This window comes from Sinorhizobium sp. 22678, assembly GCF_052044265.1.
GTDB classification, from domain to species: domain Bacteria; phylum Pseudomonadota; class Alphaproteobacteria; order Rhizobiales; family Rhizobiaceae; genus Sinorhizobium; species Sinorhizobium meliloti_A.
Window position 1 is genome coordinate 1 of the sequence record NZ_JBQEMS010000006.1, and the last position, 21,696, is coordinate 21,696.

A 21,696-nucleotide genomic window follows, 5' to 3' on the forward strand; every position below is an offset into this window, starting at 1 on the left:
GGCGCGATCAATTTCACCTCATGGCCGAAGGAACGCAGCAGTCGGGCCCAATGGTGGGAACCACCACACGCTTCCAGCGCAATACTGGTCGGTGCCGCCTTCTGGAAGAATTTCACCATTTCCTTGCGCGTCAGCTTCCGGCGCAGGATCGGTTGCTCGGCGGCGTTCACTCCATGCAACTGGAAAACGCTCTTTGACGTATCCATGCCAATTCGGATAATCTGCTCCACGGACGGTCTCCCTCGATTGATGTCTTAACGACTCACTCTGGCACATTGCGATGCCGTTGGGAGCCGTCCACCCCAACAGTGCTCGTCACAGGGATGAGAGCAGCGCCGCGTCTGCGGCGCGGGAAGCGTTCTTTCAGCCCAAGGACTTGGTCTGGCTGGATTCCTGTGACAAGCACAGGAATGAGGGACCGGCGATGTGCGGCTCCTACAACTTTCGCTTGCAAATATGCGGGGGAATGGTCAGCCTGTCACGCAATGAAAGGTCACGTCTACATTCTCGCATCGAAGCGAAGCGGGACGTTGTACACGGGCGTGACCCGCGACCTGCCGCGCCGCCTCGCACCCTCTCCTCATCCTCATCGTGCTCGTCACAGCGATCCAGCAGCGCCGCGTCTGCGGCGCGGGAAGCGTTCTTTCAGCCCAAGGACTTGGGCTGGCTGGATTCCTGTGACGAGCACAGGAATGAGGAAATGAAACAAGTCGCGGCGGGTGGCCCCAATCTCAACAGGCCCTTAGCTGTATCCATCCGTGACCAGAAAATCGATCGGGCCTCCCGCCCTGTCGTCATCGAAGACGGCGCAGGAGAGCATGCCGCCGAAGACGGCGCCGGAATCGACATTGGTCCTGTTCCCGACGGTGCGCGGATTGCTTCGGCTCGGCGTGTGTCCGTGGCAGACATGCTTGCCCCAATAGGTGCCGGAGTAGTTCGGATCGGTGCGGATCCAGAGGAGGATGTCGTCGCCCTGTTCTTCGAGCGGGATGGTCTCGTCGACACCGGCATGGACGAAAATGCGGTGCCGATCGACGACGAGCGACGGCAGTTCCGCCATCCAGACCAGATGGCTCAACGGAATGGCGCCGCTATAGGAAGCCATCGTCTCCTCGCCCCCGTTCGTCAGCCATAGGGACATCTCGGCCTGGCCCTTGCGTGCCGCCAACAGCATGGCCTCGTGATTGCCCTTGAGCGTGATCCATTCCCAGCCCGCCCTGCGCGGCCCGGCCATGATCCGCTCCACGACGCCGCGGCTGTCCGGACCGCGATCGACGAGGTCGCCGAGGAAGACCACCCTGCCGCCGGCGACGACGGATTCGATGCTGGCAAGCAAGGTTTCGAGTTGTGCGAGGCAACCGTGAATGTCACCGACGGCGAAGGTGAAACGCCGGCCATTCATGAATCGCTTCTCCTCTGCTCGTCCAAGACGGCGCGCTCCTTTCGTCGCTGACATGAATCGGCCATCTGAGGCCGCCCAGGGTGTCCGAGAGCTTTAGCGCATCAGCCGGACAATCGGAACCGATATTCGGAAAGCCCGATGCGTAGCAGGAACAGTGAGCGCCGGACAGGCACAAGACGGCTTTGTCACCTGGTCCCGGTGCTTTTCAGAGGGATTCGGCAGCGCCGCGTCTGCGGCGCGGAAGAATCGTTTCAGCCCAAGGACTTGGCCTGACTGATTCCTCCGCGCAAAGACTACCGGTGAGACGATCCCTTCGGAATCGCCGAACTGGTGATCGAGACGGGGTCGCTTGCGGGAAACGTATCTTCGAGACCCTCGTCCAACTGCTCTTCCATGGCGTCCCGGTCATGCGCCTGCCGGGCATTCGCAAGCGCTCCCTCGGGGACTGAAGGAGACCGTTTCGTGCCGGTAATGGCAAGAAGCGTTTCATCCGCCGCGATGGCCGCGGCGAGTATCTCCTTTGCCTGGGAAACGGCATTCAGCCTGTTGAGGCTACCGTCGGCGTTCTGCGGGCAGGAGACGGAGACGACCTCCCCGTTGGTGCCGACGAACTCGACGGTGAAACCCGCCTTGCCGCCGCGCTCGGGATAGACCTGAATTCCGGCGATCTGCATCTGATTCTCCTCTGATGGCCGCCCCGCCGGCTGCGGATGCGAGACCGGCCTGCAGTCTACCAGATTTGGCGAAGGTCGACAGCTTGCCGGTGGGAGAGGCTTATCGGAAAATCACAGAAGGCCGGGCACCCACCTCGCTTCCTGCGACCCGCCGGAGCTTGATGCGGGTTCGCCATTCTGGGCCGCGTGATATCCCGGCGGCACCGGCTGCTCCTCTTTGCCTGCGGGCCGCGTGCAGGCGGCAAAAGCGTCGAGATCGCGGTCATAGATTCTCGTCTCGACGTCCATCATGCCGAGCACCGTGTGAAACAGGTTGTCGTGCGATTTGGGCTGGTCGGCGTCCTTGGCAAGACAGCCGGCGTCGACGCCCATCGCAGCCTGGTACGGCTTCGAAAACCAGGCGATGAACGGCACCTGGGTCTGTTCCTTCGGGGCGATCACATAAGGCGCGCCGTGGAGGTAGAGGCCGTTCTCCCCAAGCGACTCGCCGTGATCCGACATATAGATCATCGCGCCGGCAATGCGGTCCTGATGCTTTTCGAGGAGCCGCGCGACGCTGGCGAGGATGTGGTCGGTGTAGAGGATCGTATTGTCGTAGGCATTGACCAGTTCCGCGGTCGAGCAACGCATGAGTTCCGGCGTTCGGCAGTCGGGCGTGAAGCGGCGGAACGCCTCGGGATAGCGAAGGTAGTATGAGGGGCCGTGGCTGCCGAGCTGATGCAGCACGATGACGCTGTTCGACGTCGCCGCCCCGAGTTTCCGGTCGAGATCGCCGAGGAGGATCTCGTCAAGGCATTCGCCGTTGGTGCAAAGCGGGCTGTTCTTGCGGCCGGTCTGGCTTGCGAAGCTGATGAGATCGGCAATCCCCTTGCTGCCGGTATTGTTGTCCCACCAGCTCACCGAGACGCCGGCATGCGTCAGCACATTGACGAGATTTTCGGTCGAGCGCGCTTTCCAGTCGCTGTACTGGCTGCGCGGATAGACCGAAAACATGCAGGGAAGCGAGACGGCGGTCGCCGTGCCGCAACTCGTCGTGTTGCGGTAGTTGACGACCCCGAGTGCCTGCAATTCCGGATTCGTCTCGCGTTCGTAGCCGTTGAGCGAAAAGTTCATGGCACGCGCCGTCTCGCCCGCAACGACGACGACGACGACCGGTTTCCCCGCGGCGGCAACGCGCGCGCCCTGATGCGCGTCGGTTCCAAGAGGGTGTACGACCAGATTGCGCTCCCGATAGGTCGAAAGGCCGTAGCGCACGGTGGCAATCAGCGGTCCGGACGGATTGAACCTTTTCATGAGGTCCGTATGTTCGCGCAGCGCGTAGGCCACCGTCGCGAAGTTGGAATAGACGAGGCCTGCGCCGACGAGGAGCGATACGGAGACGAAGGCGAAATTGACCGCGGCCTTCCGCAGGAACCGGCGGTGGCGTACCCTGACCCAGGCGATCAGGATCGAAGGGAGGACGGCGTAGACGAGGAGATGCCGCGCAAGGCTGAATGTCAGCAGGTGGCTGGCTTCGGCCTGTGTCGTAACAGCGGCATTGCCGATCATGTCCCGGTCTATGACGATGCCGAAGGTGTCGGCAAAATACGCGGCCGTCGCCGACACCAGGATGAGAATGACCAGCGCCGGCTTCATCAGGTACTTGACCGAGAGAGGCGTCAAGATCGCGAAGAGGACGAGGTAGAGTGCCGCTGCGAAGGCAAGCAGGCTCATCCAGGCGTGATCGAAATAGACGTTGGCATGAGCCCAGAACGAGTTGTTGGTCGCCAGCAGCAGATAGAGAGCGACGATCGCGCTCAGGCTTATACTGCCAATCTCGGGCCGGGGAATCCGCGGGATCTTCAAGCTGCTCACCTCCAAAGCCGCGCCCCTTGCAGGCTTGGTGCGGCGTGACCTTCATGTTCCCTGCACCGTTTGCGATCCAGGGGAGCATGCCCAGTAGCCCGGACGAGCTGTCGGAAAGCTGTCGGCATCGCCGGTACGAGCGGCGTCCCCGCGTCCAACGGGGATTCGCAAGTTGGCACCCCGGAAAAAACGTCCTATGGTCCCTCGTCACCGGCGCCAGAAGACTCAGGCTGCGATCTGCATGCGTTTACTCCTCGTCGAGGACAGTCCTCGCCTTACCGAACTCATCAACGAGACCATGCATGACGCGGGTTGGCGGCTCGACGGCGTTTCGACGTTGCGCGATGCCGAGGCCGCCATTGCCGCGCGCGAGCACGATTTGGTTCTCCTCGATCTCGGCCTTCCCGACGGCGACGGCCTGCAGCTCCTGCAATGGATCCGGCGGGAGCATGTCGGCCTGCCGGTGCTGATCATCACCGCACGCGGATCGGTCGACGAGCGTATCGCCGGGCTCGACGCCGGCGCCGACGATTATCTCGTCAAGCCGTTTCACCATCGCGAACTTCTGTCCCGCTGCAGGGCGATGCTCAGGCGAAATCCCAATGCGATACAGCCGGTCCTCGAGGCCGGTGCCCTGCGCTATGATCCTGCAACGGCGGAGCTTACCTGCGAGGGCGCCGTTCTGCCGCTTCCTCCGCGCGAGCGCTCGCTGATCGAAATCCTGTTGCGCGAGGTCGGGCGTGTCGTCCCGAAGCGCAGGCTCGAAACGGCCCTTTCGGAATATGGCCAGGAACTGAGCTCGAATGCGCTGGAACTCGCCGTCTCCAGGGTGCGCAAGCGACTGCAGTCGGCGGAAACCGGCGTGCAGATCGAAACCGTGCGCGGCATTGGTTATCTGCTTCGGACGGTTTGATGAAGAGCTGGAACCCGTCGCTCATCGGCATCGTCGCCCGCCGCATCATCGCCTTCTCACTGCTCGCCATGATGCTGCAGGTCGGCGTCGTCTTCGCCGACTACTGGTTCGACGATGACGAGCTCAGCGTCCTGATGCTGCAGGAGGAGACAGACAACCTGTCGTCCGCAATCGCGAAGCAGGACGGGGAGCTGACATTCAAGCTCAGTCACGAACTGAAAGAGCGTTACCTCGAACGCGATGGACCGGGTGCGATCTATGTGAGGGTGCGCACCGCTTCCGGCTCGGTGCTCTTCACCAATTGCTCGGCCGAATGTTCGGAGCATTTTCTTCCGCTCGCCGTCAACGCACCGACTTTCTGGAAACGGCTGATCGCACCCGGCAAACCCTTCAGCGTTGCCGGCGGCCAATCGTTCGAGCGTTATGGAGAGATCGTGCTCGTAGAGCTGGCCGTCCTGAAGGACCCCAACGGCTTCATGTACAGCGTTTTGCTGCGCGAAATGTTCGATTCCATGATCGTGCCCATGACGCTGATGTTCTGCCTCGTGATCGGAGCCACGATCTGGTCGATCCGCAGTGCGCTCAAACCGGTGGCAGCAGCGGTGCGGGCGGCCGATGCGATCGATCCGCGCGACGGCAATGCCCGCCTCCCCTCGTCGCGCATGCCGGAGGAGATCGAGCGCCTTGTCGCGGCCGTCAACCGTCTCCTGGCGCGCGTTGCAGATCTCATCCAGGCGCAGAAGGTCTTTTCCTCCTCGATCGCCCACGAGATCCGCACACCGGTTTCGATCGCCAAGATGGAGCTGAGCCGCATCGACGATCCGCGCGCCCGCAATGCGGAGCGCGATCTCGATGCGCTGACCCACATTCTCGAGCAATTGACCTCGCTTGCCCGGGCCGACTCTGTGGACCCCTCGGCCTTTCAGCGCGCCGACCTCTCGGCGATCGGGGCGGAGGTCGCGCAGACGACTGCGCCATTTGTTTTCGACAACGGCAAGTCCATCGAATTCGTAGACCACGGCACACCGCCCGTAAGCGTGATTGCGCCGCTCATCGAGAACATGTTGCGCAACCTGATCGAAAACGCGGTGAAGCATAATCCGCCCAATACGCGCATAGTGCTCGCCTGCGGTCCCGGACCTCTGGTGTCTGTCGAGGACAACGGAAGGGGTCTCGTCGATCTGCCGGAGCACAATGACGATCTCGGCTACGTCAAACGCTCCGGCCAGCTTGGGCTCGGCCTCAAGATCGTTCACCGCATCGGCGAGCTTCACAAAGCGAGGATCGCGGTCGATACGGTTCCCGGTGGAGGGACGAAAATCACCATCGATTTCGCCGCGGCTGCCTAAGGCCTGTTGAGATCGGATACCCGCGACGACCTATGTTGACTTCCTCATTCCTGTGCTCGTCACGGGAATCCAGCCAGACCAAGTCCTTGGGCTGAAAGAACGCGTCCCGCGCCGCAGACGCGGGCTGCTCTCTGGCATTGCAAGACAGGCACTTCATTTCATTCGATCGATTGACTTAGTCGATTGATTGGCGCATTATCGATGCATGATCAAGAATGGAAACCGACCCACTGTGCTCCGAGCCGACCGCGGCGATGCGACGCGGGAGAAATTGCTCAACACGGCCATCGACGTCTTCGGACGCTATGGCTTCGATGGCGCGACCACGCGAAAGCTCGCCGATGCAGCGGGCGTCAATCTCCAGGCGATTCCCTATTATTTCGGCGGCAAGGAAGGGCTTTATGTAGCCGCCGCCGAGCACCTTGCGTCGATGATCGGCGGCCATGTCGGCGACCTGCGGAGCATGATCGTCTCCCGCCTTGCCGAACTCGACGCCGCAGGCGCTGCGATGACGCCGATGGAGGCGCGGCATTTCCTGACCCAGATGGTCCAGAGGATGATCGCTCTCTTCGTCAGCAAGGAATCGGAAAGCTGGGCACGCTTCATCATTCGCGAGCAGATGGAGCCGACCGAAGCATTCAAACGCATCTACGGCAGCATCATGGGGCCGATGATCGACATGGCGAGCCGCCTGATCGGCGCGATCATCGAGGACGACCCGGCTTCGGAGCACATTCGTCTGAGAACTCTCTCCTTCGTCGGAAGCGTTCTGGTGTTTCGAATGGCGCATGCAGCCGTCTATGCCCAGCTCGAATGGGAATCTGCCGGACCGAAGGAGATCGAGACATTGCACCGCCACGCCGCCGAACTCGTGGCGGTGCTCGGTGCCGAGAGGGACCGCCGGTCATGAGGAAGGTCGCCATACTCGTTGCAGTCGTCGCCGCAGCTCTCGCCGGTGCCTGGTGGTTCGACCTGCCGGCGCGCCTCGGCTTTGCGGGTGAGCCGCAGCAGGCGGTGCTCTACGGCAATGTGGGCATTCGCCAGGTGTCGCTTGGCTTTCGGGTGAGCGGGCGGATCGCTGAGTTGCGCGTCGACGAGGGCGATAGCGTGAAGGCAGGCGACGTGATCGCGAGGCTCGACGCCGAGCCGTTCCGCCAGGCGCTCGGTGCCGCCGAAGCGGACGCCGAGGCTGCCCGGGCGACGCTGGCAAAGCTAAAGGCCGGGGCCCGCGCAGCCGAAATCGCCCAGGCGAGCGCCACGCATGAAGAACGCCTTGCGGAGCTTGAGAATGCGAAGCTCGCCTATGAACGTGCAAAGCAGCTGCGTCCCAACGGCACGATCTCGCAGGCGGAGCTCGACCAGGCAAACGCCAGCCGTGCAGCGGCAGACGCACGCGCAAGGTCGGCCCGCGAGGCTTTGGTGCTTCTCGAAGAGGGAAACCGCGCAGAGGACATAGCGGCAGCAGCGGCCCAGGCGAATGCCGCGACGGCAAAGGCCGAGAGCGCCCGCATCTCGCTCGATGACACCCAACTTGCCGCCCCGAGCGACGGCGTCATCATATCCCGCGTGCGTGAAACCGGCGCGATCGTCTCGCCCGCCGATATCGTCTACGTGCTTTCGCTGACGGAACCGGTCTGGGTCCGCGCCTATGTCGCAGAGCCCAACCTCGGCCGTGTGCATCCGGGAATGAAGGTGACGATCACCTCCGACACCGCGCCCGATCGCAACTATGAGGGAACCGTCGGCTTCATATCCCCGGTCGCCGAGTTCACGCCCAAATCGGTTGAGACACCCGAGCTCAGAACCGATCTCGTCTACAGGCTGCGCATCGTGATCGCCAATCCGGGCAAGGATCTTCGCCAGGGCATGCCGGTCACCGTGCACCTGCCGGAAGCGAAGGAGGCTTCCTGATGCCCGCCCCCGCAACGGAGCCCGGTGCGGCCCCGTTCGTTCGGCTGAACGCCGTCACCAAGCGGTTCGGCACCGCGCCCCCGGCGCTCGACGCAGTTGCGGGTGAAATCTTCGGCGGATGGGTAACCGGACTCGTCGGTCCGGATGGCGCAGGCAAAACGACGCTGATCCGGCTGATGACCGGACTGATGCTGCCGGATGCAGGCACCATAGAAGTGCTCGGCTACGATACCCGGAGGGATCCCGCCAGTATCCAGGCGGCAATCGGCTATATGCCGCAGCGCTTCGGCCTCTATGAAGACCTGTCGGTCCAGGAGAACCTCGACCTCTACGCCGATCTGCGCGGCCTGCCGAAGACCGAGCGCAGCCGGACCTTCGGCGAGTTGCTCGACTTCACCGATCTTGCCCGCTTCACCACGCGGCTTGCCGGCAAGCTCTCCGGCGGAATGAAACAGAAGCTCGGCCTCGCCTGCGCGCTCCTGCGCAAGCCGCGGCTCCTGCTTCTCGACGAGCCCGGCGTCGGCGTCGATCCGATTTCGCGGCGCGACCTCTGGAAGATGGTCGGAAATCTGAGGGCGGAGGGCATCGCCGTCGTCTGGTCGACCGCCTATCTCGAAGAGGCGGAAGCCTGCGACCATGTTTTCCTGCTCAATCAGGGGAGGCTCATGTTTTCCGGCCCGCCGGCGGAGATGACCGGCCGCGTCGAGGACCGCGTCTTTCGCCTCTCCGGCATCCGCGGCCGCCGCCGCGAAGCGCTTGCGCGCCTCCTCGAAGAGCAAGGCGTGGTCGACGGCGTGATCCAGGGCGAAGCCATACGTCTCGTCATGAAGCAGGGTCTTTCACCGCCGCGCGGCGACACGGCCGATGCCGCTCACGCAGCGATCACCCCGCCCCGCTTCGAGGACGCTTTCGTCGATATGCTCGGCGGAGGTCCCGGCGGCCGGTCGAGGCTTGCGGAAACACAGCGCGAGTTCGCCGAAGACGCCGGCAGACCCGTGATCGAGGCGCGGGGTCTGACGAAACGCTTCGGCGACTTTACCGCCGCCGACAACATCACCTTCGATATTCCACGCGGCGAGATTTTCGGCCTCCTCGGCCCCAACGGCGCCGGCAAGTCGACGACGTTCAAAATGCTTTGCGGCCTCCTGAAGCCGACCGCCGGCGAAGGCCGCGTCGCCGGCTTCGACCTCAGGCGCAACGCCCCCGAGGCGCGCAATCGGCTGGGTTACATGGCGCAGAAATTCTCTCTCTACGGTGATTTGAGCGTCATCCAGAACTTCAATTTCTTTGCCGGCGTCTACGGGCTGTCCGGCGCGAGAAAACGCGAACGCGTCGCTCTGATGAGCGAAATCTTCGACTTCCGCACGATCCTCGAGATGTCGGCCAAGGACCTGCCGCTCGGTCTCAAGCAGCGTCTGGCGCTTGCCTGTGCCGTGCTCCATGAACCGGAAGTGCTTTTCCTGGACGAACCGACCTCCGGCGTCGATCCAATCACCCGGCGCGAGTTCTGGACCCATATCAACGGCCTTGTCGAAAAGGGCGTGACCGTGCTCGTCACCACGCATTTCATGGATGAGGCGGAATATTGCGACCGCATTTCACTCATCTATCGCGGCCGCTCGATCGCACTCGGCTCGCCGGACGACATGAAGGCCCGTGTCGCAAGCAAGGATCTCCCCGACCCGACCATGGAGGACGCGTTCATCGCGCTCGTTCAAGGCTCCGAGGCGAAGGAGGCTGCATGAACGCCGAGAGGAAAATGGCGAAAGCGTACGAACCCGCGGGCCGGGCCCGGCGTTTTGCCGCCCTGGTGCGCAAGGAAACCTATCAGGTCGTACGCGATCCGAGCAGTATCCTGATCGCCTTCGTCCTGCCATTGGTCCTGCTCTTCCTCTTCGGTTATGGCGTGTCGCTCGATACGACGCGCACGCGCGTCGCCCTCGTGGTCGAGGAGGCGACCCCGCTCACGCGCGATCTCGCTGCCAGCTTCGAGGCATCGCGCTACTTTTCCGTCGTCACCGGACGCGACCGCAGGGAATTTGAGGACGACCTTGTCCTCGGACGGGTGCGCGGCATCCTCGTGATCCCCGCCGGCTTTGCCGCCGACCACGCGGCGGGGCGCCATCCGTCGGTCCAGGTGATCGTCGACGGCTCCGATCCGAACACCGCCAATTTCGTGCAGAACTATGCACAGGGTGCTGTTGCCAATTGGGAGCGCCAGCGCTTGAGCGAGGGCCGGAGCCCGCCTCCGGCGATCTCCGCCGAACAGCGCTTCTGGTTCAACCCGCAGCTGACAAGCCGCAACTTCCTGGTTCCGGGCTCGATCGCGATCGTGATGACGCTGGTCGGCACGCTGCTCACCTCGCTCGTCGTCGCCCGCGAATGGGAGCGCGGCACGATGGAGGCGATGATGGCGACGCCCGTCTCCGCCGCCGAGCTGCTCGCCGGCAAGCTGCTGCCCTACTTCGTCCTCGGCCTTACGGCGATGACGCTTTGCGTGCTTGTGGCGGTCTTTCTTTTCGATGTCCCCTTCCGGGGATCGGTGGCGGCGCTCTACGCCCTTTCGGCCACCTTCCTGATGCCGGCGCTCGGACAAGGGCTGCTGATCTCGGCCGCGACGAAGAACCAGTTTCTCGCTTCGCAGCTCGCGCTGATCTCGGCCTTCCTCCCGGCCTTCCTGCTGTCCGGCTTCCTCTTCGAGATCAATTCCATGCCCACCGTCATCCAATGGGTCACCTATGCCGTCCCGGCGCGCTACCTCATTCCCAGTCTGCAGACAGTGTTTCTCGCCGGCGATATCTGGCCGATGTTCGCACGCGCCATCACGGTGATGTTCCTGATCGGCTGCATGTTCTTCGCGCTGGCGGCGCGCAGCACCAGAAAGAGGATCGGCTGACATGTGGTGGAGGCGGCTGAAAGCCCTGATCGTCAAGGAGCTGCTCGCGGTCCTGCGCGATCCGAAGGGCCGCACCGTTTTGATCGGCCCGCCGATCATCCAGCTCCTGGTCTTCTCCTATGCGGCGACGCTCGAGGTGACTGACGTCGATCTCATGGTGCTCAACCGTGACAACGGGCAATGGAGCCAGGAACTCGTGCAGCAGATCGGCGGCTCTCCGACCTTTCGCTCGATAGAGCTCGCGAGCAGCCCTCACCAGGTCCGCCTCGCGATCGATACCCAGCGAGTCCTGGCCGCACTGGAGATCGGCCCCACCTTCTCCGGCGATATCGAGGCGGGGAGACCGGCGGAAGTGCAGATGATCCTCGACGGCCGGCGTTCCAACGCGTCGCAGATCGTCTCCGGCTATCTCGGCCGAATCGTCGGCGCCGTCGCGGCCGAAACGCCGGCGGGCAGGCGTGCGGCCTCCGAGACGATCCGGGTCGAGGTCCGCAACTGGTTCAATCCGAACCTCACCTACCAATGGTTCATGGTGCCGAACCTGGTCGCGAGCATCGCTCTCCTGATCGGGCTTATCGTCACGGCGCTGTCGGTCGCGCGCGAGCGGGAGCTCGGCACTTTCGACCAGCTCATCGTGTCACCGTTGCGCACCCATGAGATCCTGCTCGGCAAGCTCATCCCGCCGATGATGATCGGCCTCTTCCACATCACCATCTATATCCTTGCCGCGGTCTTCATCTTCGGCGTGCCGCTGCGCGGCTCTCTGTTCCTGCTCTATGGGAGCGCCATCTTCTATCTCGCCGCCGTCGTCGGCCTCGGTCTCTTCATCTCGGCGCTGTCCATGACGCAGCAGCAGGCAATCCTCGGGGCCTTCCTCTTCATGGTCCCGGCTATGCTGCTATCCGGCTTCGCGACGCCGATCGAAAACATGCCCTCCTGGCTGCAGCCAGTGACGCTGATCAATCCGCTGCGCTATTTCCTGGTGATCGTGAAAGGTGTGTTTCTAAAGGACATTCCCCTTGCCGAAGTCGTCCACCAGACGCTGCCGCTTTGCCTGATCGCGATCGTCACCCTCTCCTCGGCCGCGTGGCTGTTCCGCAGGCGGCTCGAATGAAGACTAAACAAGCCGGATAGGACCGGGGTAGCGGCTGACGACTTCATCGGACGTGACGAGCGTAAGTCCTTCGACGAGAGACTGCGCGATGAGAATGCGGTCGAATGGGTCCTTGTGTATCAGGGGGAGTTGATCAAGTGCCACCGCATGGGTGCCGTCGATCCGCAGTTCCCGGTAACCATTGTCCAGCAAACCTCGGCGCAGGAGCCGTGGATCGGCATTGAAGTCCATCCGCCCCAAGCCACGCTTGATCGCGATCTCCCACACGCTCGCCGCACTGAAGTAAAGCGTATTCTCGGAGCTTTCGATAAGAGCGCGGGCCTCTTTCGACAAGCGGCCGGGTACACCGGCCGCCCAGAGGAGAATGTGCGTATCAAAAAGAATATTCATGCGCCAAAAAGATCTGCAACCTCGTCACGGCCCATCTGATCGAAGTCGTCCGGTACCGTAAACTGACCCGCCATGAAGCCGATCCGCTGCACTTTCGCATCGGAAGGCTGATCGATCGGGATCACCTTCACCATCGGCTTTCCCGCTTTTGCAATGATAAAGGGCTGCCCCTGCGCCGCCTTCTCGATCAGTCGCGATAGGTGGGTTTTCGCTTCGTGAATGTTGACGGTTTCCATCGGGGTCCTCGTAATCGAACTTAGTTCACTGAACTTAGTTCAATCCCCGTCTCTTTTCAAGGTACCGCGCCGCCAGCCCTTATGCTGTCAGCCTTTAACGAACGCTTCGATGGCGGCGATCTCGTTCTGGCGGATGTCGTGGCCGCCGGAATGCCACTCGAATTCCACCTTCGCCTTCTGCTTCGTGAAGTAGTCCCCGAGCGCCCGTGTCAGCGGGGCCGGGCAGATCGGGTCGCGTTCTCCGGCCGTAATCAGGATCTTGCGGCCGGCGAGCGCGGGATTGTCCTCCGGACGGAACGGGATCAGCGGATGCATGAGCACGGCCTTGTCGAAGAGGCCCTCTTCGATCAGTACATTCGCGAGAATGTTGGCACCGTTGGAATAGCCGAGACCGACAATCTCCGAGGCGTCGTGTTCGCCAGCGAGCGCCTTCACGAAACCCGCCATCTTCTCCGTCGCACGCGCGAGGTCCGCCATGTCGTAAACGCCCTCGCCCGTTCGCCGGAAGAAGCGGGCGGCCCCGTGTTCCGATACGTCGCCCCGCGGCGAAACAACGGTGGCCTCCGGCAGGAGCTGCGCCCCGAAGCCGAAAAACTGGTTCTCGTCGCCGCCCGTCCCGTGAAGTACGAAAAGGATCGGACCGCCGGGCCTGCCGGATTTCAATGTGTGCACATAGCCATGATCGACCATCGATTTCTCCTTTGTGCGCGCGTGGTTGCGAACACTTCTTCTATCTAAAGAAGTGCGCTCCTTCCTGCGCCAGCGGAAGGAGCGCACAGGTGCCGCTAGGCGTCCAGCTTCTGCAAATGGCTTTCGAGAACCGGGCGCAGATGCTTGTGTTGCTGCGGCAGCTTCAGCGCCTCTCCCAGATGCGCGATGTCCTCGTCCCGGTCGAAACCGGGCTCGTTCGTGGCGATCTCGAAGAGAACGCCGCCGGGCGTGCGGAAATAGATCGCCCAGAAATAGTCCCGGTCGATCACCGGTGTCACGTGGTAGCCGGTGTCCATCAGCGCCTTGCGCACCTCCAACTGCTTCTCGCGGTTGTCGACGGCGAATGCGACGTGGTGAACCGAGCCGGCACCCTGTGCGGCGCGGCTGATGTTTGGCAGCGTCTCCAGATCGACGAGGCTCGCGCCGTTGCCGCCGGGCACGATCAGCCTGGTTACGCCGTCCTTGCGGTCGAGTTCCTCGTAACCCATGAACTTCAGCAGTTCCGCAGTCGCGCCTTCGTCGCGTAGCCGCATGGCGACCGAGTGGAAGCCGCGAATGGCGTGATCCGAGGAAATGCCGCCTTCGGTCCAGGGCGTACGCGGGTCATCCTCGACCTCGACGAGAGCGAAGCCGTCGCCGTCCGGACCGGCAAAGTTCAGGCGCTTTTCGCCAAAGCTTTCCGTCTGCTTGAGACCGCTTGCACCGAGTGCCGCCAGGCGCTCCTGCCAGAAGCCGAGCGAGCCCCGCGGGATTGAAAAGACGGTCGTCCCGACCTCTCCGGTGCCCGCGCGGCCGCGCGGCATCTGCGGAAAGGGAAAATAGGTCATCACCGTGCCGGGGGTGCCGGTCTCGTCGCCATAGTAGAGATGGTAGACATCCGGCGAGTCGAAGTTCACCGTCTTCTTGACGCGGCGCAGGCCGAGCGTATCGGTGAAGAACCGGTTGTTCGTGCGGGCGTCGTCCGCCATCGACGTTACGTGATGCAGGCCTTTGATCTGGTCAAGCATGATCCGCTTCCTTTCTGCCCGCGCTTTGCGGGGTGCGTTGATGTCGGTTAGATGCTCTCTGGACGCCGAGAGCGAAAGACCGTTGCGAAAGAACGGATTGTCAATGGGATGTTGACACGACAGGATGACCGTTAACAATTACGACCACAGACCGGAGAGGACTGCCTGCATGGCAGCTTGCCACGCGTCAGAGCGCCATTTAGCATCGCGGCGGCCGGCAACATTCGATCCTGCGGCCAACACCGCGAGCGGGAGGAGGAGCCCGGCCATCCCGTGAAATACCGTCTCGTTCTTGCCCTCCTTCTCCTGCCGGCAGCCGCAGGATTGATCGCCGTCCAGGGAACCGCCGTCGCCACGCGCAGCTATATGCAGGAGGCCTCGTCGCAGGCGAACACGGCTCTGCGGCTGGCGGTTGCGGCCCTTAGCGGTCACCTGAACCGCTATCAGGCCCTGCCCGCGCTGATCGCCGACCATGATGACGTCAAGGAACTGGTTACGCGTCCGCGCGATCGGCGGCTGCGCGGGGCCGTCAATTCGTATCTCAAGGAGATCAACGAACTCCTCAAGTCTTCCGACATCTACGTCATCACACCGGACGGCAACACGATCGCCGCCAGCAATTACGATGGACCGACGAGCTTTGTCGGCGAGAATTTCAGTTACCGCCCTTATTTTCAGGATGCACTCAAGGGGAACCAGTCCCGCTTCTATGCTCTCGGCACGACATCGCTGAAGCGCGGTTACTATTTCGGTGCGCCGGTCCGCGTCGGAGGGGACATCCGCGGCGTGATCGTGTTCAAGGTGGATATCGAAACCATCGAAGCCTCCTGGCAGGGCGGCGAATACCGGATCTTCGTCTCCGACCCCGAAGGCATCATCTTCATGAGCGGCAATCCTGCATGGCTCTATGCCGGGATCCTGCCGCTGACGCCTGACCGGCTTGCCCGGACGGAGGGCTCGCGGCGCTATGCGGACGCCACGCTCCGCCCCCTGCCGGTCGTACAAAGCGAGCTTTCCGGACATCGATTGCTAAAGGTGTCCGAGGGCAGCGAACGGGAATATCTGGCCCTCTCGCATTATATGCCGGAGGCGGATTGGACCGTGAACGTTCTTACGGACACGGCATCCGTGCGGACCCAGGCCCTGACCACGGTTGCAGCCGTCATGCTGCTCCTTTGCCTCGCCGGCCTGGCGATCGCGATCATCATCCAACGGCGCGCAAGGCTCAGGGAACGCATTCTGATGCAGGAGCAGGCGCAGGAGGAACTCGAGCGCCGCGTCGAGGAGCGCACGGCGGATCTTGCGCGCGTCAATTCGCAGATCGAAGCGGAGATCGCCGAGCGGCGGTTCACCGAGCAGCAGTTGCGCCAGACCCAGGCCGATCTCATCCAGGCGGGCAAGCTCGCCGGCCTCGGGCAGATGTCCGCTGCCCTGTCTCACGAATTCAACCAGCCGCTCGCCGCCGCCAAGACCTATGCCGACAGCGCCGCGCTGCTCATCGAGCGTGGCCGCACGGCCGAGGCGAGCGATAATGTCCGGCGGATTTCGGGCTTGATCGACCGTATGGCCTCGATCAGCCGTCACCTGCGCAATTTTGCGCGAAAACCCAATGAAAAGCTCGGCCCGGTCCGTCTCGACGAGGTGATGCGCGACACGCTGGAAATCGTGGCAGTCCGGTTGAAAGCGGCAGACGCCGAAATGGATACCGATCTCGGCGATGAGCTGGCGGTCCTCGCCGGTTCGGTCCGCTTGCAGCAGGTGCTCGTCAACGTGATCTCGAACGCCGCCGACGCCGTCGAGGGACTTGACGATCGCAAGCTTTCGGTGCGCGCCTGGCGCGAAGGCGGCAGGGTCGTGCTGACGGTGCGCGATCGCGGCGCGGGCGTTGCTCCGGCAGTTGCGGAACGCATCTTCGATCCGTTCTACACGACCAAGGGCGTGGGAAGAGGCCTCGGCCTCGGCCTGTCCATTTCCTACAACATCATCAAGGATTTCGGAGGAAGCCTCACCGTGTCGAACCATCTGGAGGGTGGCGCGGTGTTTCGTATCGAGCTTGCCGTTGCCGGAGAAACCGGGCGGGAGGCAGCTGAATGAGCGAAACCCGCATCCTGCTCGTCGACGATGAAGAGGAACTGCGTCGCTCCAGCGCTCAGGCGCTGGAACTCGCCGGCTTCCGGGTGGATACGTTTGCCAGCGCCGAGCATGCGCTCGAACGCATCGCCTTCAGCTTCCACGGCGTCGTCATCAGCGATATCCGCATGCCCGGAATGGACGGAATGACCTTTCTGCAGCGCATCCGCGAGATCGATGCCGAACTGCCGGTGATCCTGGTGACCGGACACGGCGATGTGCAGCTGGCGGTCCGGGCGATGCGCGAGGGCGCCTATGATTTCGTCGAAAAGCCCTTCACCGCCCAGATGCTTGCCGGCACCATTCGCCGCGCGCTCGATTGGCGTGGTCTCGTGCTCGAGAACCGCCGCCTGCGGGCCGTTGCGGGCAAACGCGACGACATAGAACAGCGGCTGCCCGGGCGAAGCCAGGCAATGGTCGACCTGCGCTACCGCATCAGGGCGATCGGCGCCTCCGACGCCGATACGCTGATCATCGGCGAAACGGGAGTTGGAAAAGAAGTCGTCGCCCGCGCGCTCCACGATTTGAGCAGCCGCGCGAGCGGCCCGTTCATCGCCATCAATTGCGCCGCTCTTCCCGAAAACCTGATCGAAAGCGAGCTCTTCGGGCACGAACCGGGCGCATTCCCCGGAGCGCTCAGGCCGCGCTACGGCAAATTCGAGCATGGCCGCGGCGGCACCATCCTGCTCGACGAGATCGGCTCCATGCCTTTCGATCTCCAGGCGAAATTCCTTCGCGTGCTGCAGGAGCGGGTCATAACGCGCCTCGGCTCGAACGAGACCGTACCGCTCGATGTTCGTTTCATCGCGACCAGCAAGGTCGACCTGGAACGCGAGGTAGCAAGCGGCCGCTTTCGTGCCGACCTGCTTTACCGGTTGAACGTCGCAACCCTGAGAGTGCCGACGCTTTCGCAGCGCCGTTCCGATATCTCCCTGCTCTTCATGCAGCTCGTCCGCGAATCCGCCGCTCGCTACGGCCGGGACGACATCGTCGTCTCGCCCGCGCTCGCTTCGGAAATGGCCGCACGCGAGTGGCCCGGCAACGTACGCGAGTTGCGCAATGCCGCAGAGCGTCTGGTCCTCGGGCTCGAAGCCGAACGCGAAGAAGTGCTTGCATCGGCGAACGGCCGGCGCCTGGCCGACAAGGTGGCCGCCTTCGAAAAGAGCGTCATCGCCAGCGCTCTCGCGGCCCATGGCGGCGCGTTGAAGCCCGTCTACGAGTCGCTCGGCATTTCACGCAAGACGCTCTACGAGAAGATGCAGAAGTTCGGGCTCGACAAGAAGGCGTTATCGGAGGAGCGGTAGTGCTCCCCCGCACGCGGGGTGAGGGGATGCCCTGAAAATGTGCGGTCATGTTGACGAAGTCGGCCCATATAGTCCCTTCTCCCCGCCTGCGGGGAGAAGGTCGCGGCGGCGGGATGAGGGCAATCCGGCACGAGATTGCCTGCCTCACACGTTGAACGCGGCTCCGATCAGCGTCTTGGTATAGGGCTCCCTCGGCGCATCGAAGATTGCGTCCGTTTCCCCCTCTTCGACGATCCGGCCGTTCTTCATCACGATCACATAGTCGGACATCGCCTTCACCACCGAAAGATCGTGGCTGATGAAGATGTAGGAGAGACCGTGCTTTTCCTGCAGATCGCGCAGGAGGTCGATCACCTGCCCCTGCACCGACCGGTCGAGGGCCGAAGTCGGCTCGTCGAGAATGACGACCTTCGGCTTCAGGATGATCGCGCGGGCGATCGCGATGCGCTGGCGCTGTCCGCCGGAGAATTCATGCGGATAGCGGTTGCGCGAGGCGGGGTCGAGGCCGACTTCCTTCAGCGCTGCGATGGCCCTGTGGTCGCGGTCGGCACGGCTCAGGTCGGGCTCATGCACATGGAGGCCTTCGGTGATGATCTCGCCCACGGTCCGGCGTGGCGAGAGCGACCCGTAAGGGTCCTGAAAGACGAGCTGCAGCTGGCGGCGCAGCGGTCGCATCGCGCCGCGGTCGAAGCCGGAAATGTCGGTCGAGCCGAAACGGTAGTAGCCGCTGCTCGGCAGAAGCCTCAGCAGCGCCCGGCCGAGCGTCGACTTCCCGGAGCCGGATTCGCCGACGATCCCGATCGTCTGGCCCTGCCTGAGCCTCAGATTGACGCCGTCGACTGCACGGAAAGCGGCCGAGGCTCCGCGGAAGAGGCCGCCAGGGATCGTATAGTCCACCGCGACATTGCGACCCTCCAGGATGATCGGGGCATTGTCGGAAGGCGGAGGCTTGCGCCCGCTCGGTTCGGCCTCCAGCAGCATCCTGGTATAGTCCGCCTTCGGCCGCTCGAAGATATCGGCCGTCACCCCCTGCTCCACGACCTCGCCGCGGCGCATGACCGCGACCCGGTCGGCGAAGTACTTGACGATGCCGAGGTCGTGGGTGATCAGAACGATCGCCATGCCGAAGCGCCTTTGCAGCGATTTGAGCAGATCGAGGATCTGGGCCTGGATGGTCACGTCCAGGGCGGTCGTCGGCTCGTCGGCGATCAGGATGTCCGGCTCGTTGGCAAGCGCCATGGCGATCATGACGCGCTGTCGCTGGCCGCCGGAAAGCTCGTGCGGATAGCTGTCGATGCGCCGCCCCGGTTCGGGAATGCCGACGAGCTCCAGGAGCTCGAGGACGCGCCTGCGCGCCTCCTTGAAGCTGCCGCCCCGGTGATGGACGATCGGCTCGGCAATCTGGCGGCCGATCGTGTAAAGCGGGTCGAGCGAAGTCATCGGCTCCTGGAAGATCATGGTGATCTTCGAGCCGCGCACCTTGTTCAGTGCCTTCGGTGCAAGGCCCACGAGTTCCTGGCCGCGATAGCGCGCCGAACCCGTCACCGTCCCGTTCTTGGCGAGCAGACCCATGATGCCCATCATGGTCTGGCTCTTGCCCGAACCGGATTCGCCGACAACTGCGAGCGTCTCGCCGGATCGGACGTCGAGATCGATGCCCTTGACCGCTTCGACGGTGCCGTCAGGGGTGGAAAAGTCGACCTTCAGGCCGCGCACAGCGAGAATGGAGTCCTTCGTCTCTGTCATGTCAGCGGTCCTTCGGGTCGAGCGCATCGCGCAGGCCGTCGCCGACGAAATTCAGCGAGAACAGCGTCACGACGAAGAAGATGGCGGGGAAGATCAAGAGCCAAGGCGCCGACTGTATATTGTTCGCACCTTCCGAGATCAGCGCACCCCAGCTCGTAAGCGGCGCCTGCACGCCCAGTCCGAGGAACGACAGGAAACTCTCGAGCAGGATAACCTTCGGCACGACGACGGTGACGAAGACGATGACCGGACCGATCGTATTCGGGATGATGTGCCGGCGGATGATCTGCCAGTCGGTCAGACCCAGCGCCTGCGCCGCTCCGACGAACTCACGCCGCTTGAGCGCCAGCGTCTGGCCGCGCACGATGCGGGCCATATCCAGCCATTCGACAGCCCCGATCACCAGGAAGATCAGGATGAAGCTGCGGCCGAAGAAGACGACGAGCACCACGACCAGGAAAACGAAGGGCAGCGAATAGAGGATCTCGACCAGGCGCATCATGACGTTATCGACGCGCCCGCCGATATAGCCCGATGTCGCCCCGTATACGACGCCGATGCCGAGCGAAACGAGACTCGCCAGCAGGCCGACGGCGATGGAGATCTGGCCGCCCAGCATCACCCGGACAAGCAGGTCGCGGCCATTGGAATCGGTGCCGAAGGGGAAATATTCCCGAGCCACCTCGCCCTCGACCTTCAGGGTACGGCCGTCGTTCTCCGTCGCGACCACCTCGGTGTTCTCGAACTCGTTCGCCCGGTCGAAATAGCGTGTGGCGCGAGGATCGATAGGCTCGTCCGAAGTCACCGTGGCGGTGAAGGTCTGGCCTTCGACGTTGAATTCCGTGAGCGTGACGCGTGCACGCGTCGCCACGCCCTCCATCACGTCCTGAAGTGTCGAGGTGTCCGGACGCGGCTCGAGGCTGGGGCCGATCGTGACATAGGACGGAAAGACCTGATCGTAGCTGTGAGGCGAAAAAAGCGGCCCGACGAAGGAAAAGAGCGCGATGAGCACCAGCATGACGCAACCGGCCATGGCCGGGCGGTTGCGGCGGAAGCGGAGCGTTGCGAGCTGAAAGAGGCTTCGGCCTTTGGTGTCGGGCATCGATGCCGGGATCTGAGCGATATCAGTCATGGCGAACCCTCGGATCGAGCAGGCCGTAGAGAATATCGACCAGAAGATTGAAGAGGATGACGAAGATGGCGATGAGGATCACGGTGCCCATTACCAGCGTATAGTCGCGGTTGATCGCTCCGAGCACGAAGTAGCGCCCGACGCCCGGTATAGTGAAGATCGTTTCCACCACGGCCGAGCCCGTAAGGAGGGCGGCGGCGCAAGGAGCAAGATAGGAGACGACCGGCAGCATGGCACCGCGCATGGCGTGCGTCACGACCACGGCGCGGGACGGCAGGCCATAGGCTTTCGCGGTGCGGATATGATCCGTATTAAGGGCCTCGATCATCGAGCCGCGCGTGAGCCTGGCAAAGACCGCAAGCTGGGGAAGCGCGAGCGCGATCATCGGCAGGATGAGAAAGCGGAGAGAACCGTCGCCCCAGCCGCCGGCGGGCAGCCACGCGAGCACGATCGCAAAGATCAGCGTCAGCACGGGACCGACGACGAAGTTCGGCACGGTGACCCCGATCGTGGAAACCGACATGACCGCGAAATCCAGGAAGCTGTTCTGCCGCAAGGCGGCGATCGTTCCCGTTATGACCCCGCCGACGACCGCGAGCAACAGCGCGTAAAAGCCGAGCTCCATCGAATAGGGCAGTCCCTTGCCGATCAGCTGCGCGACATTGTTGTCGTGGTAAATGTAGCTCGGACCGAAGTCGCCCGTCACGGCATTGCCGAGATAGGTGGCGTATTGGCGCCAGAGCGGCTGATCGAGGTGATAGGTCCTCATCAGGTTCTCCATCGTGGAGGGCGGGAGAGGACGCTCGAGGTTGAAGGGCCCACCGGGGGCAAAACGCATCAGAAAGAAGGATATGGTGACGACGATGAACAGCGTCGGCACCGCACTCGCCAGCCGGCGAAGGATGAAGGAGATCATTGACTTTGCTCCGGAGGCGA

Annotated in this window: 19 protein-coding genes and 2 pseudogenes; 10 read left to right on the forward strand and 11 right to left on the reverse strand. The window is 63.1% G+C overall.

Features of this window, described 5'->3' with window-relative positions:
* Positions 1 to 230 (reverse strand): annotated as a pseudogene (locus ACTJKL_RS10800) (IS110 family transposase); the annotation flags it as partial.
* 255 nt (positions 231 to 485) lie between these two features.
* On the opposite strand from ACTJKL_RS10800, the pseudogene ACTJKL_RS10805 reads away from it, so the two are divergent.
* Positions 486 to 569, forward strand: a pseudogene (locus ACTJKL_RS10805) (GIY-YIG nuclease family protein); the annotation flags it as partial.
* A gap of 173 nt (positions 570 to 742) precedes the next feature.
* Here ACTJKL_RS10805 and ACTJKL_RS10810 read toward each other — a convergent pair.
* The 3 genes from ACTJKL_RS10810 to ACTJKL_RS10820 all read right to left on the reverse strand — a co-directional run bounded on the left by ACTJKL_RS10810 (position 743) and on the right by ACTJKL_RS10820 (position 3,921).
* Positions 743 to 1,402: a metallophosphoesterase family protein gene (locus ACTJKL_RS10810; RefSeq protein WP_440852864.1), complete on the reverse strand. Its 660-nt coding sequence runs from the start codon at positions 1,400 to 1,402 to the stop codon at positions 743 to 745.
* A 293-nt stretch (positions 1,403 to 1,695) separates the two neighbouring features.
* On the reverse strand, positions 1,696 to 2,076 hold the full coding sequence (locus ACTJKL_RS10815; protein ID WP_275599175.1) for a hypothetical protein: 381 nt from the start codon (positions 2,074 to 2,076) through the stop codon (positions 1,696 to 1,698).
* 111 nt (positions 2,077 to 2,187) lie between these two features.
* Positions 2,188 to 3,921, reverse strand: coding sequence for a phosphoethanolamine transferase (locus ACTJKL_RS10820; protein ID WP_440852865.1), 1,734 nt, complete (start codon positions 3,919 to 3,921; stop codon positions 2,188 to 2,190).
* Between the two features lie 241 nt (positions 3,922 to 4,162).
* On the opposite strand from ACTJKL_RS10820, the gene ACTJKL_RS10825 reads away from it, so the two are divergent.
* From ACTJKL_RS10825 to ACTJKL_RS10855, 7 genes are all read left to right on the forward strand, one after another.
* Positions 4,163 to 4,834 (forward strand): response regulator, encoded by a 672-nt coding sequence (locus tag ACTJKL_RS10825; protein WP_275599177.1) that lies wholly within the window; start codon positions 4,163 to 4,165, stop codon positions 4,832 to 4,834.
* Positions 4,834 to 6,183 (forward strand): sensor histidine kinase, encoded by a 1,350-nt coding sequence (locus ACTJKL_RS10830; protein WP_440852866.1) that lies wholly within the window; start codon positions 4,834 to 4,836, stop codon positions 6,181 to 6,183. The genes ACTJKL_RS10825 and ACTJKL_RS10830 overlap by 1 nt, the downstream gene beginning before the upstream one ends.
* Before the next feature lie 205 nt (positions 6,184 to 6,388).
* Positions 6,389 to 7,093, forward strand: a complete 705-nt coding sequence (locus ACTJKL_RS10835; protein WP_440852867.1) for a CerR family C-terminal domain-containing protein — start codon at positions 6,389 to 6,391, stop codon at positions 7,091 to 7,093.
* Positions 7,090 to 8,094 carry a secretion protein HlyD gene (gene hlyD / locus ACTJKL_RS10840; protein ID WP_440852868.1) on the forward strand — a complete coding sequence of 335 codons (1,005 nt, stop codon included), beginning with the start codon at positions 7,090 to 7,092 and terminating at the stop codon, positions 8,092 to 8,094. Before ACTJKL_RS10835 ends, hlyD begins: the two co-directional genes overlap by 4 nt.
* Positions 8,094 to 9,839 carry an ATP-binding cassette domain-containing protein gene (locus ACTJKL_RS10845; protein WP_440852869.1) on the forward strand — a complete coding sequence of 582 codons (1,746 nt, stop codon included), beginning with the start codon at positions 8,094 to 8,096 and terminating at the stop codon, positions 9,837 to 9,839. Before hlyD ends, ACTJKL_RS10845 begins: the two co-directional genes overlap by 1 nt.
* On the forward strand, positions 9,836 to 10,990 hold the full coding sequence (locus ACTJKL_RS10850; RefSeq protein WP_440852870.1) for an ABC transporter permease: 1,155 nt from the start codon (positions 9,836 to 9,838) through the stop codon (positions 10,988 to 10,990). Before ACTJKL_RS10845 ends, ACTJKL_RS10850 begins: the two co-directional genes overlap by 4 nt.
* A 1-nt stretch (position 10,991) precedes the next feature.
* A complete protein-coding gene (locus ACTJKL_RS10855) occupies positions 10,992 to 12,104 on the forward strand; it encodes an ABC transporter permease (protein ID WP_440852871.1) in 1,113 nt (370 codons plus the stop codon).
* 3 nt (positions 12,105 to 12,107) lie between these two features.
* On the opposite strand, the gene ACTJKL_RS10860 is transcribed toward ACTJKL_RS10855, so the two are convergent.
* The 4 genes from ACTJKL_RS10860 to ACTJKL_RS10875 all read right to left on the reverse strand — a co-directional run bounded on the left by ACTJKL_RS10860 (position 12,108) and on the right by ACTJKL_RS10875 (position 14,448).
* Positions 12,108 to 12,494, reverse strand: a complete 387-nt coding sequence (locus ACTJKL_RS10860) for a type II toxin-antitoxin system VapC family toxin (RefSeq protein WP_440852872.1) — start codon at positions 12,492 to 12,494, stop codon at positions 12,108 to 12,110.
* Positions 12,491 to 12,730: a type II toxin-antitoxin system Phd/YefM family antitoxin gene (locus ACTJKL_RS10865; RefSeq protein WP_100670198.1), complete on the reverse strand. Its 240-nt coding sequence runs from the start codon at positions 12,728 to 12,730 to the stop codon at positions 12,491 to 12,493. The genes ACTJKL_RS10860 and ACTJKL_RS10865 overlap by 4 nt, the downstream gene beginning before the upstream one ends.
* 87 nt (positions 12,731 to 12,817) lie before the next feature.
* Positions 12,818 to 13,420, reverse strand: a complete 603-nt coding sequence (locus tag ACTJKL_RS10870) for an alpha/beta hydrolase (RefSeq protein WP_018098433.1) — start codon at positions 13,418 to 13,420, stop codon at positions 12,818 to 12,820.
* 95 nt (positions 13,421 to 13,515) lie between these two features.
* Positions 13,516 to 14,448 carry a VOC family protein gene (locus ACTJKL_RS10875; protein ID WP_275599185.1) on the reverse strand — a complete coding sequence of 311 codons (933 nt, stop codon included), beginning with the start codon at positions 14,446 to 14,448 and terminating at the stop codon, positions 13,516 to 13,518.
* A gap of 273 nt (positions 14,449 to 14,721) precedes the next feature.
* Between ACTJKL_RS10875 and ACTJKL_RS10880 the strand changes: the two genes are divergently transcribed.
* Positions 14,722 to 16,542, forward strand: coding sequence for a sensor histidine kinase (locus ACTJKL_RS10880; protein ID WP_440852873.1), 1,821 nt, complete (start codon positions 14,722 to 14,724; stop codon positions 16,540 to 16,542).
* Entirely contained in the window at positions 16,539 to 17,882 is a 1,344-nt protein-coding gene (locus tag ACTJKL_RS10885; protein WP_379939372.1) for a sigma-54-dependent transcriptional regulator, read from the forward strand. The genes ACTJKL_RS10880 and ACTJKL_RS10885 overlap by 4 nt, the downstream gene beginning before the upstream one ends.
* 144 nt (positions 17,883 to 18,026) lie before the next feature.
* Here the strand turns inward: ACTJKL_RS10885 and ACTJKL_RS10890 are convergent, their stop codons facing one another.
* The 3 genes from ACTJKL_RS10890 to oppB are packed head-to-tail and all read right to left on the reverse strand — an operon-like array spanning position 18,027 to position 21,676.
* On the reverse strand, positions 18,027 to 19,628 hold the full coding sequence (locus ACTJKL_RS10890) for an ABC transporter ATP-binding protein (protein ID WP_440852874.1): 1,602 nt from the start codon (positions 19,626 to 19,628) through the stop codon (positions 18,027 to 18,029).
* Between the two features lies 1 nt (position 19,629).
* Positions 19,630 to 20,760, reverse strand: coding sequence for an ABC transporter permease (locus ACTJKL_RS10895; RefSeq protein WP_102762546.1), 1,131 nt, complete (start codon positions 20,758 to 20,760; stop codon positions 19,630 to 19,632).
* Positions 20,753 to 21,676 (reverse strand): oligopeptide ABC transporter permease OppB, encoded by a 924-nt coding sequence (gene oppB, locus ACTJKL_RS10900; RefSeq protein WP_003529067.1) that lies wholly within the window; start codon positions 21,674 to 21,676, stop codon positions 20,753 to 20,755. Before oppB ends, ACTJKL_RS10895 begins: the two co-directional genes overlap by 8 nt.
* Positions 21,677 to 21,696: the final 20 nt, after the last annotated feature.

Bases quoted from the DNA above. Each gene is read 5' to 3' on its own strand.
- ACTJKL_RS10860 (WP_440852872.1), bottom strand. From the start codon at position 12,494: ATGAATATTCTTTTTGATACGCACATTCTCCTCTGGGCGGCCGGTGTA.
- ACTJKL_RS10850 (WP_440852870.1), top strand. From the start codon at position 9,836: ATGAACGCCGAGAGGAAAATGGCGAAAGCGTACGAACCCGCGGGCCGG.
- ACTJKL_RS10815 (WP_275599175.1), bottom strand. From the start codon at position 2,076: ATGCAGATCGCCGGAATTCAGGTCTATCCCGAGCGCGGCGGCAAGGCG.
- ACTJKL_RS10870 (WP_018098433.1), bottom strand. From the start codon at position 13,420: ATGGTCGATCATGGCTATGTGCACACATTGAAATCCGGCAGGCCCGGC.
- hlyD (WP_440852868.1), top strand. From the start codon at position 7,090: ATGAGGAAGGTCGCCATACTCGTTGCAGTCGTCGCCGCAGCTCTCGCC.
- ACTJKL_RS10810 (WP_440852864.1), bottom strand. From the start codon at position 1,402: ATGAATGGCCGGCGTTTCACCTTCGCCGTCGGTGACATTCACGGTTGC.
- ACTJKL_RS10890 (WP_440852874.1), bottom strand. From the start codon at position 19,628: ATGACAGAGACGAAGGACTCCATTCTCGCTGTGCGCGGCCTGAAGGTC.
- ACTJKL_RS10830 (WP_440852866.1), top strand. From the start codon at position 4,834: ATGAAGAGCTGGAACCCGTCGCTCATCGGCATCGTCGCCCGCCGCATC.
- ACTJKL_RS10825 (WP_275599177.1), top strand. From the start codon at position 4,163: ATGCGTTTACTCCTCGTCGAGGACAGTCCTCGCCTTACCGAACTCATC.
- ACTJKL_RS10845 (WP_440852869.1), top strand. From the start codon at position 8,094: ATGCCCGCCCCCGCAACGGAGCCCGGTGCGGCCCCGTTCGTTCGGCTG.
- oppB (WP_003529067.1), bottom strand. From the start codon at position 21,676: ATGATCTCCTTCATCCTTCGCCGGCTGGCGAGTGCGGTGCCGACGCTG.
- ACTJKL_RS10835 (WP_440852867.1), top strand. From the start codon at position 6,389: ATGATCAAGAATGGAAACCGACCCACTGTGCTCCGAGCCGACCGCGGC.
- ACTJKL_RS10875 (WP_275599185.1), bottom strand. From the start codon at position 14,448: ATGCTTGACCAGATCAAAGGCCTGCATCACGTAACGTCGATGGCGGAC.
- ACTJKL_RS10885 (WP_379939372.1), top strand. From the start codon at position 16,539: ATGAGCGAAACCCGCATCCTGCTCGTCGACGATGAAGAGGAACTGCGT.
- ACTJKL_RS10865 (WP_100670198.1), bottom strand. From the start codon at position 12,730: ATGGAAACCGTCAACATTCACGAAGCGAAAACCCACCTATCGCGACTG.
- ACTJKL_RS10855 (WP_440852871.1), top strand. From the start codon at position 10,992: ATGTGGTGGAGGCGGCTGAAAGCCCTGATCGTCAAGGAGCTGCTCGCG.
- ACTJKL_RS10895 (WP_102762546.1), bottom strand. From the start codon at position 20,760: ATGACTGATATCGCTCAGATCCCGGCATCGATGCCCGACACCAAAGGC.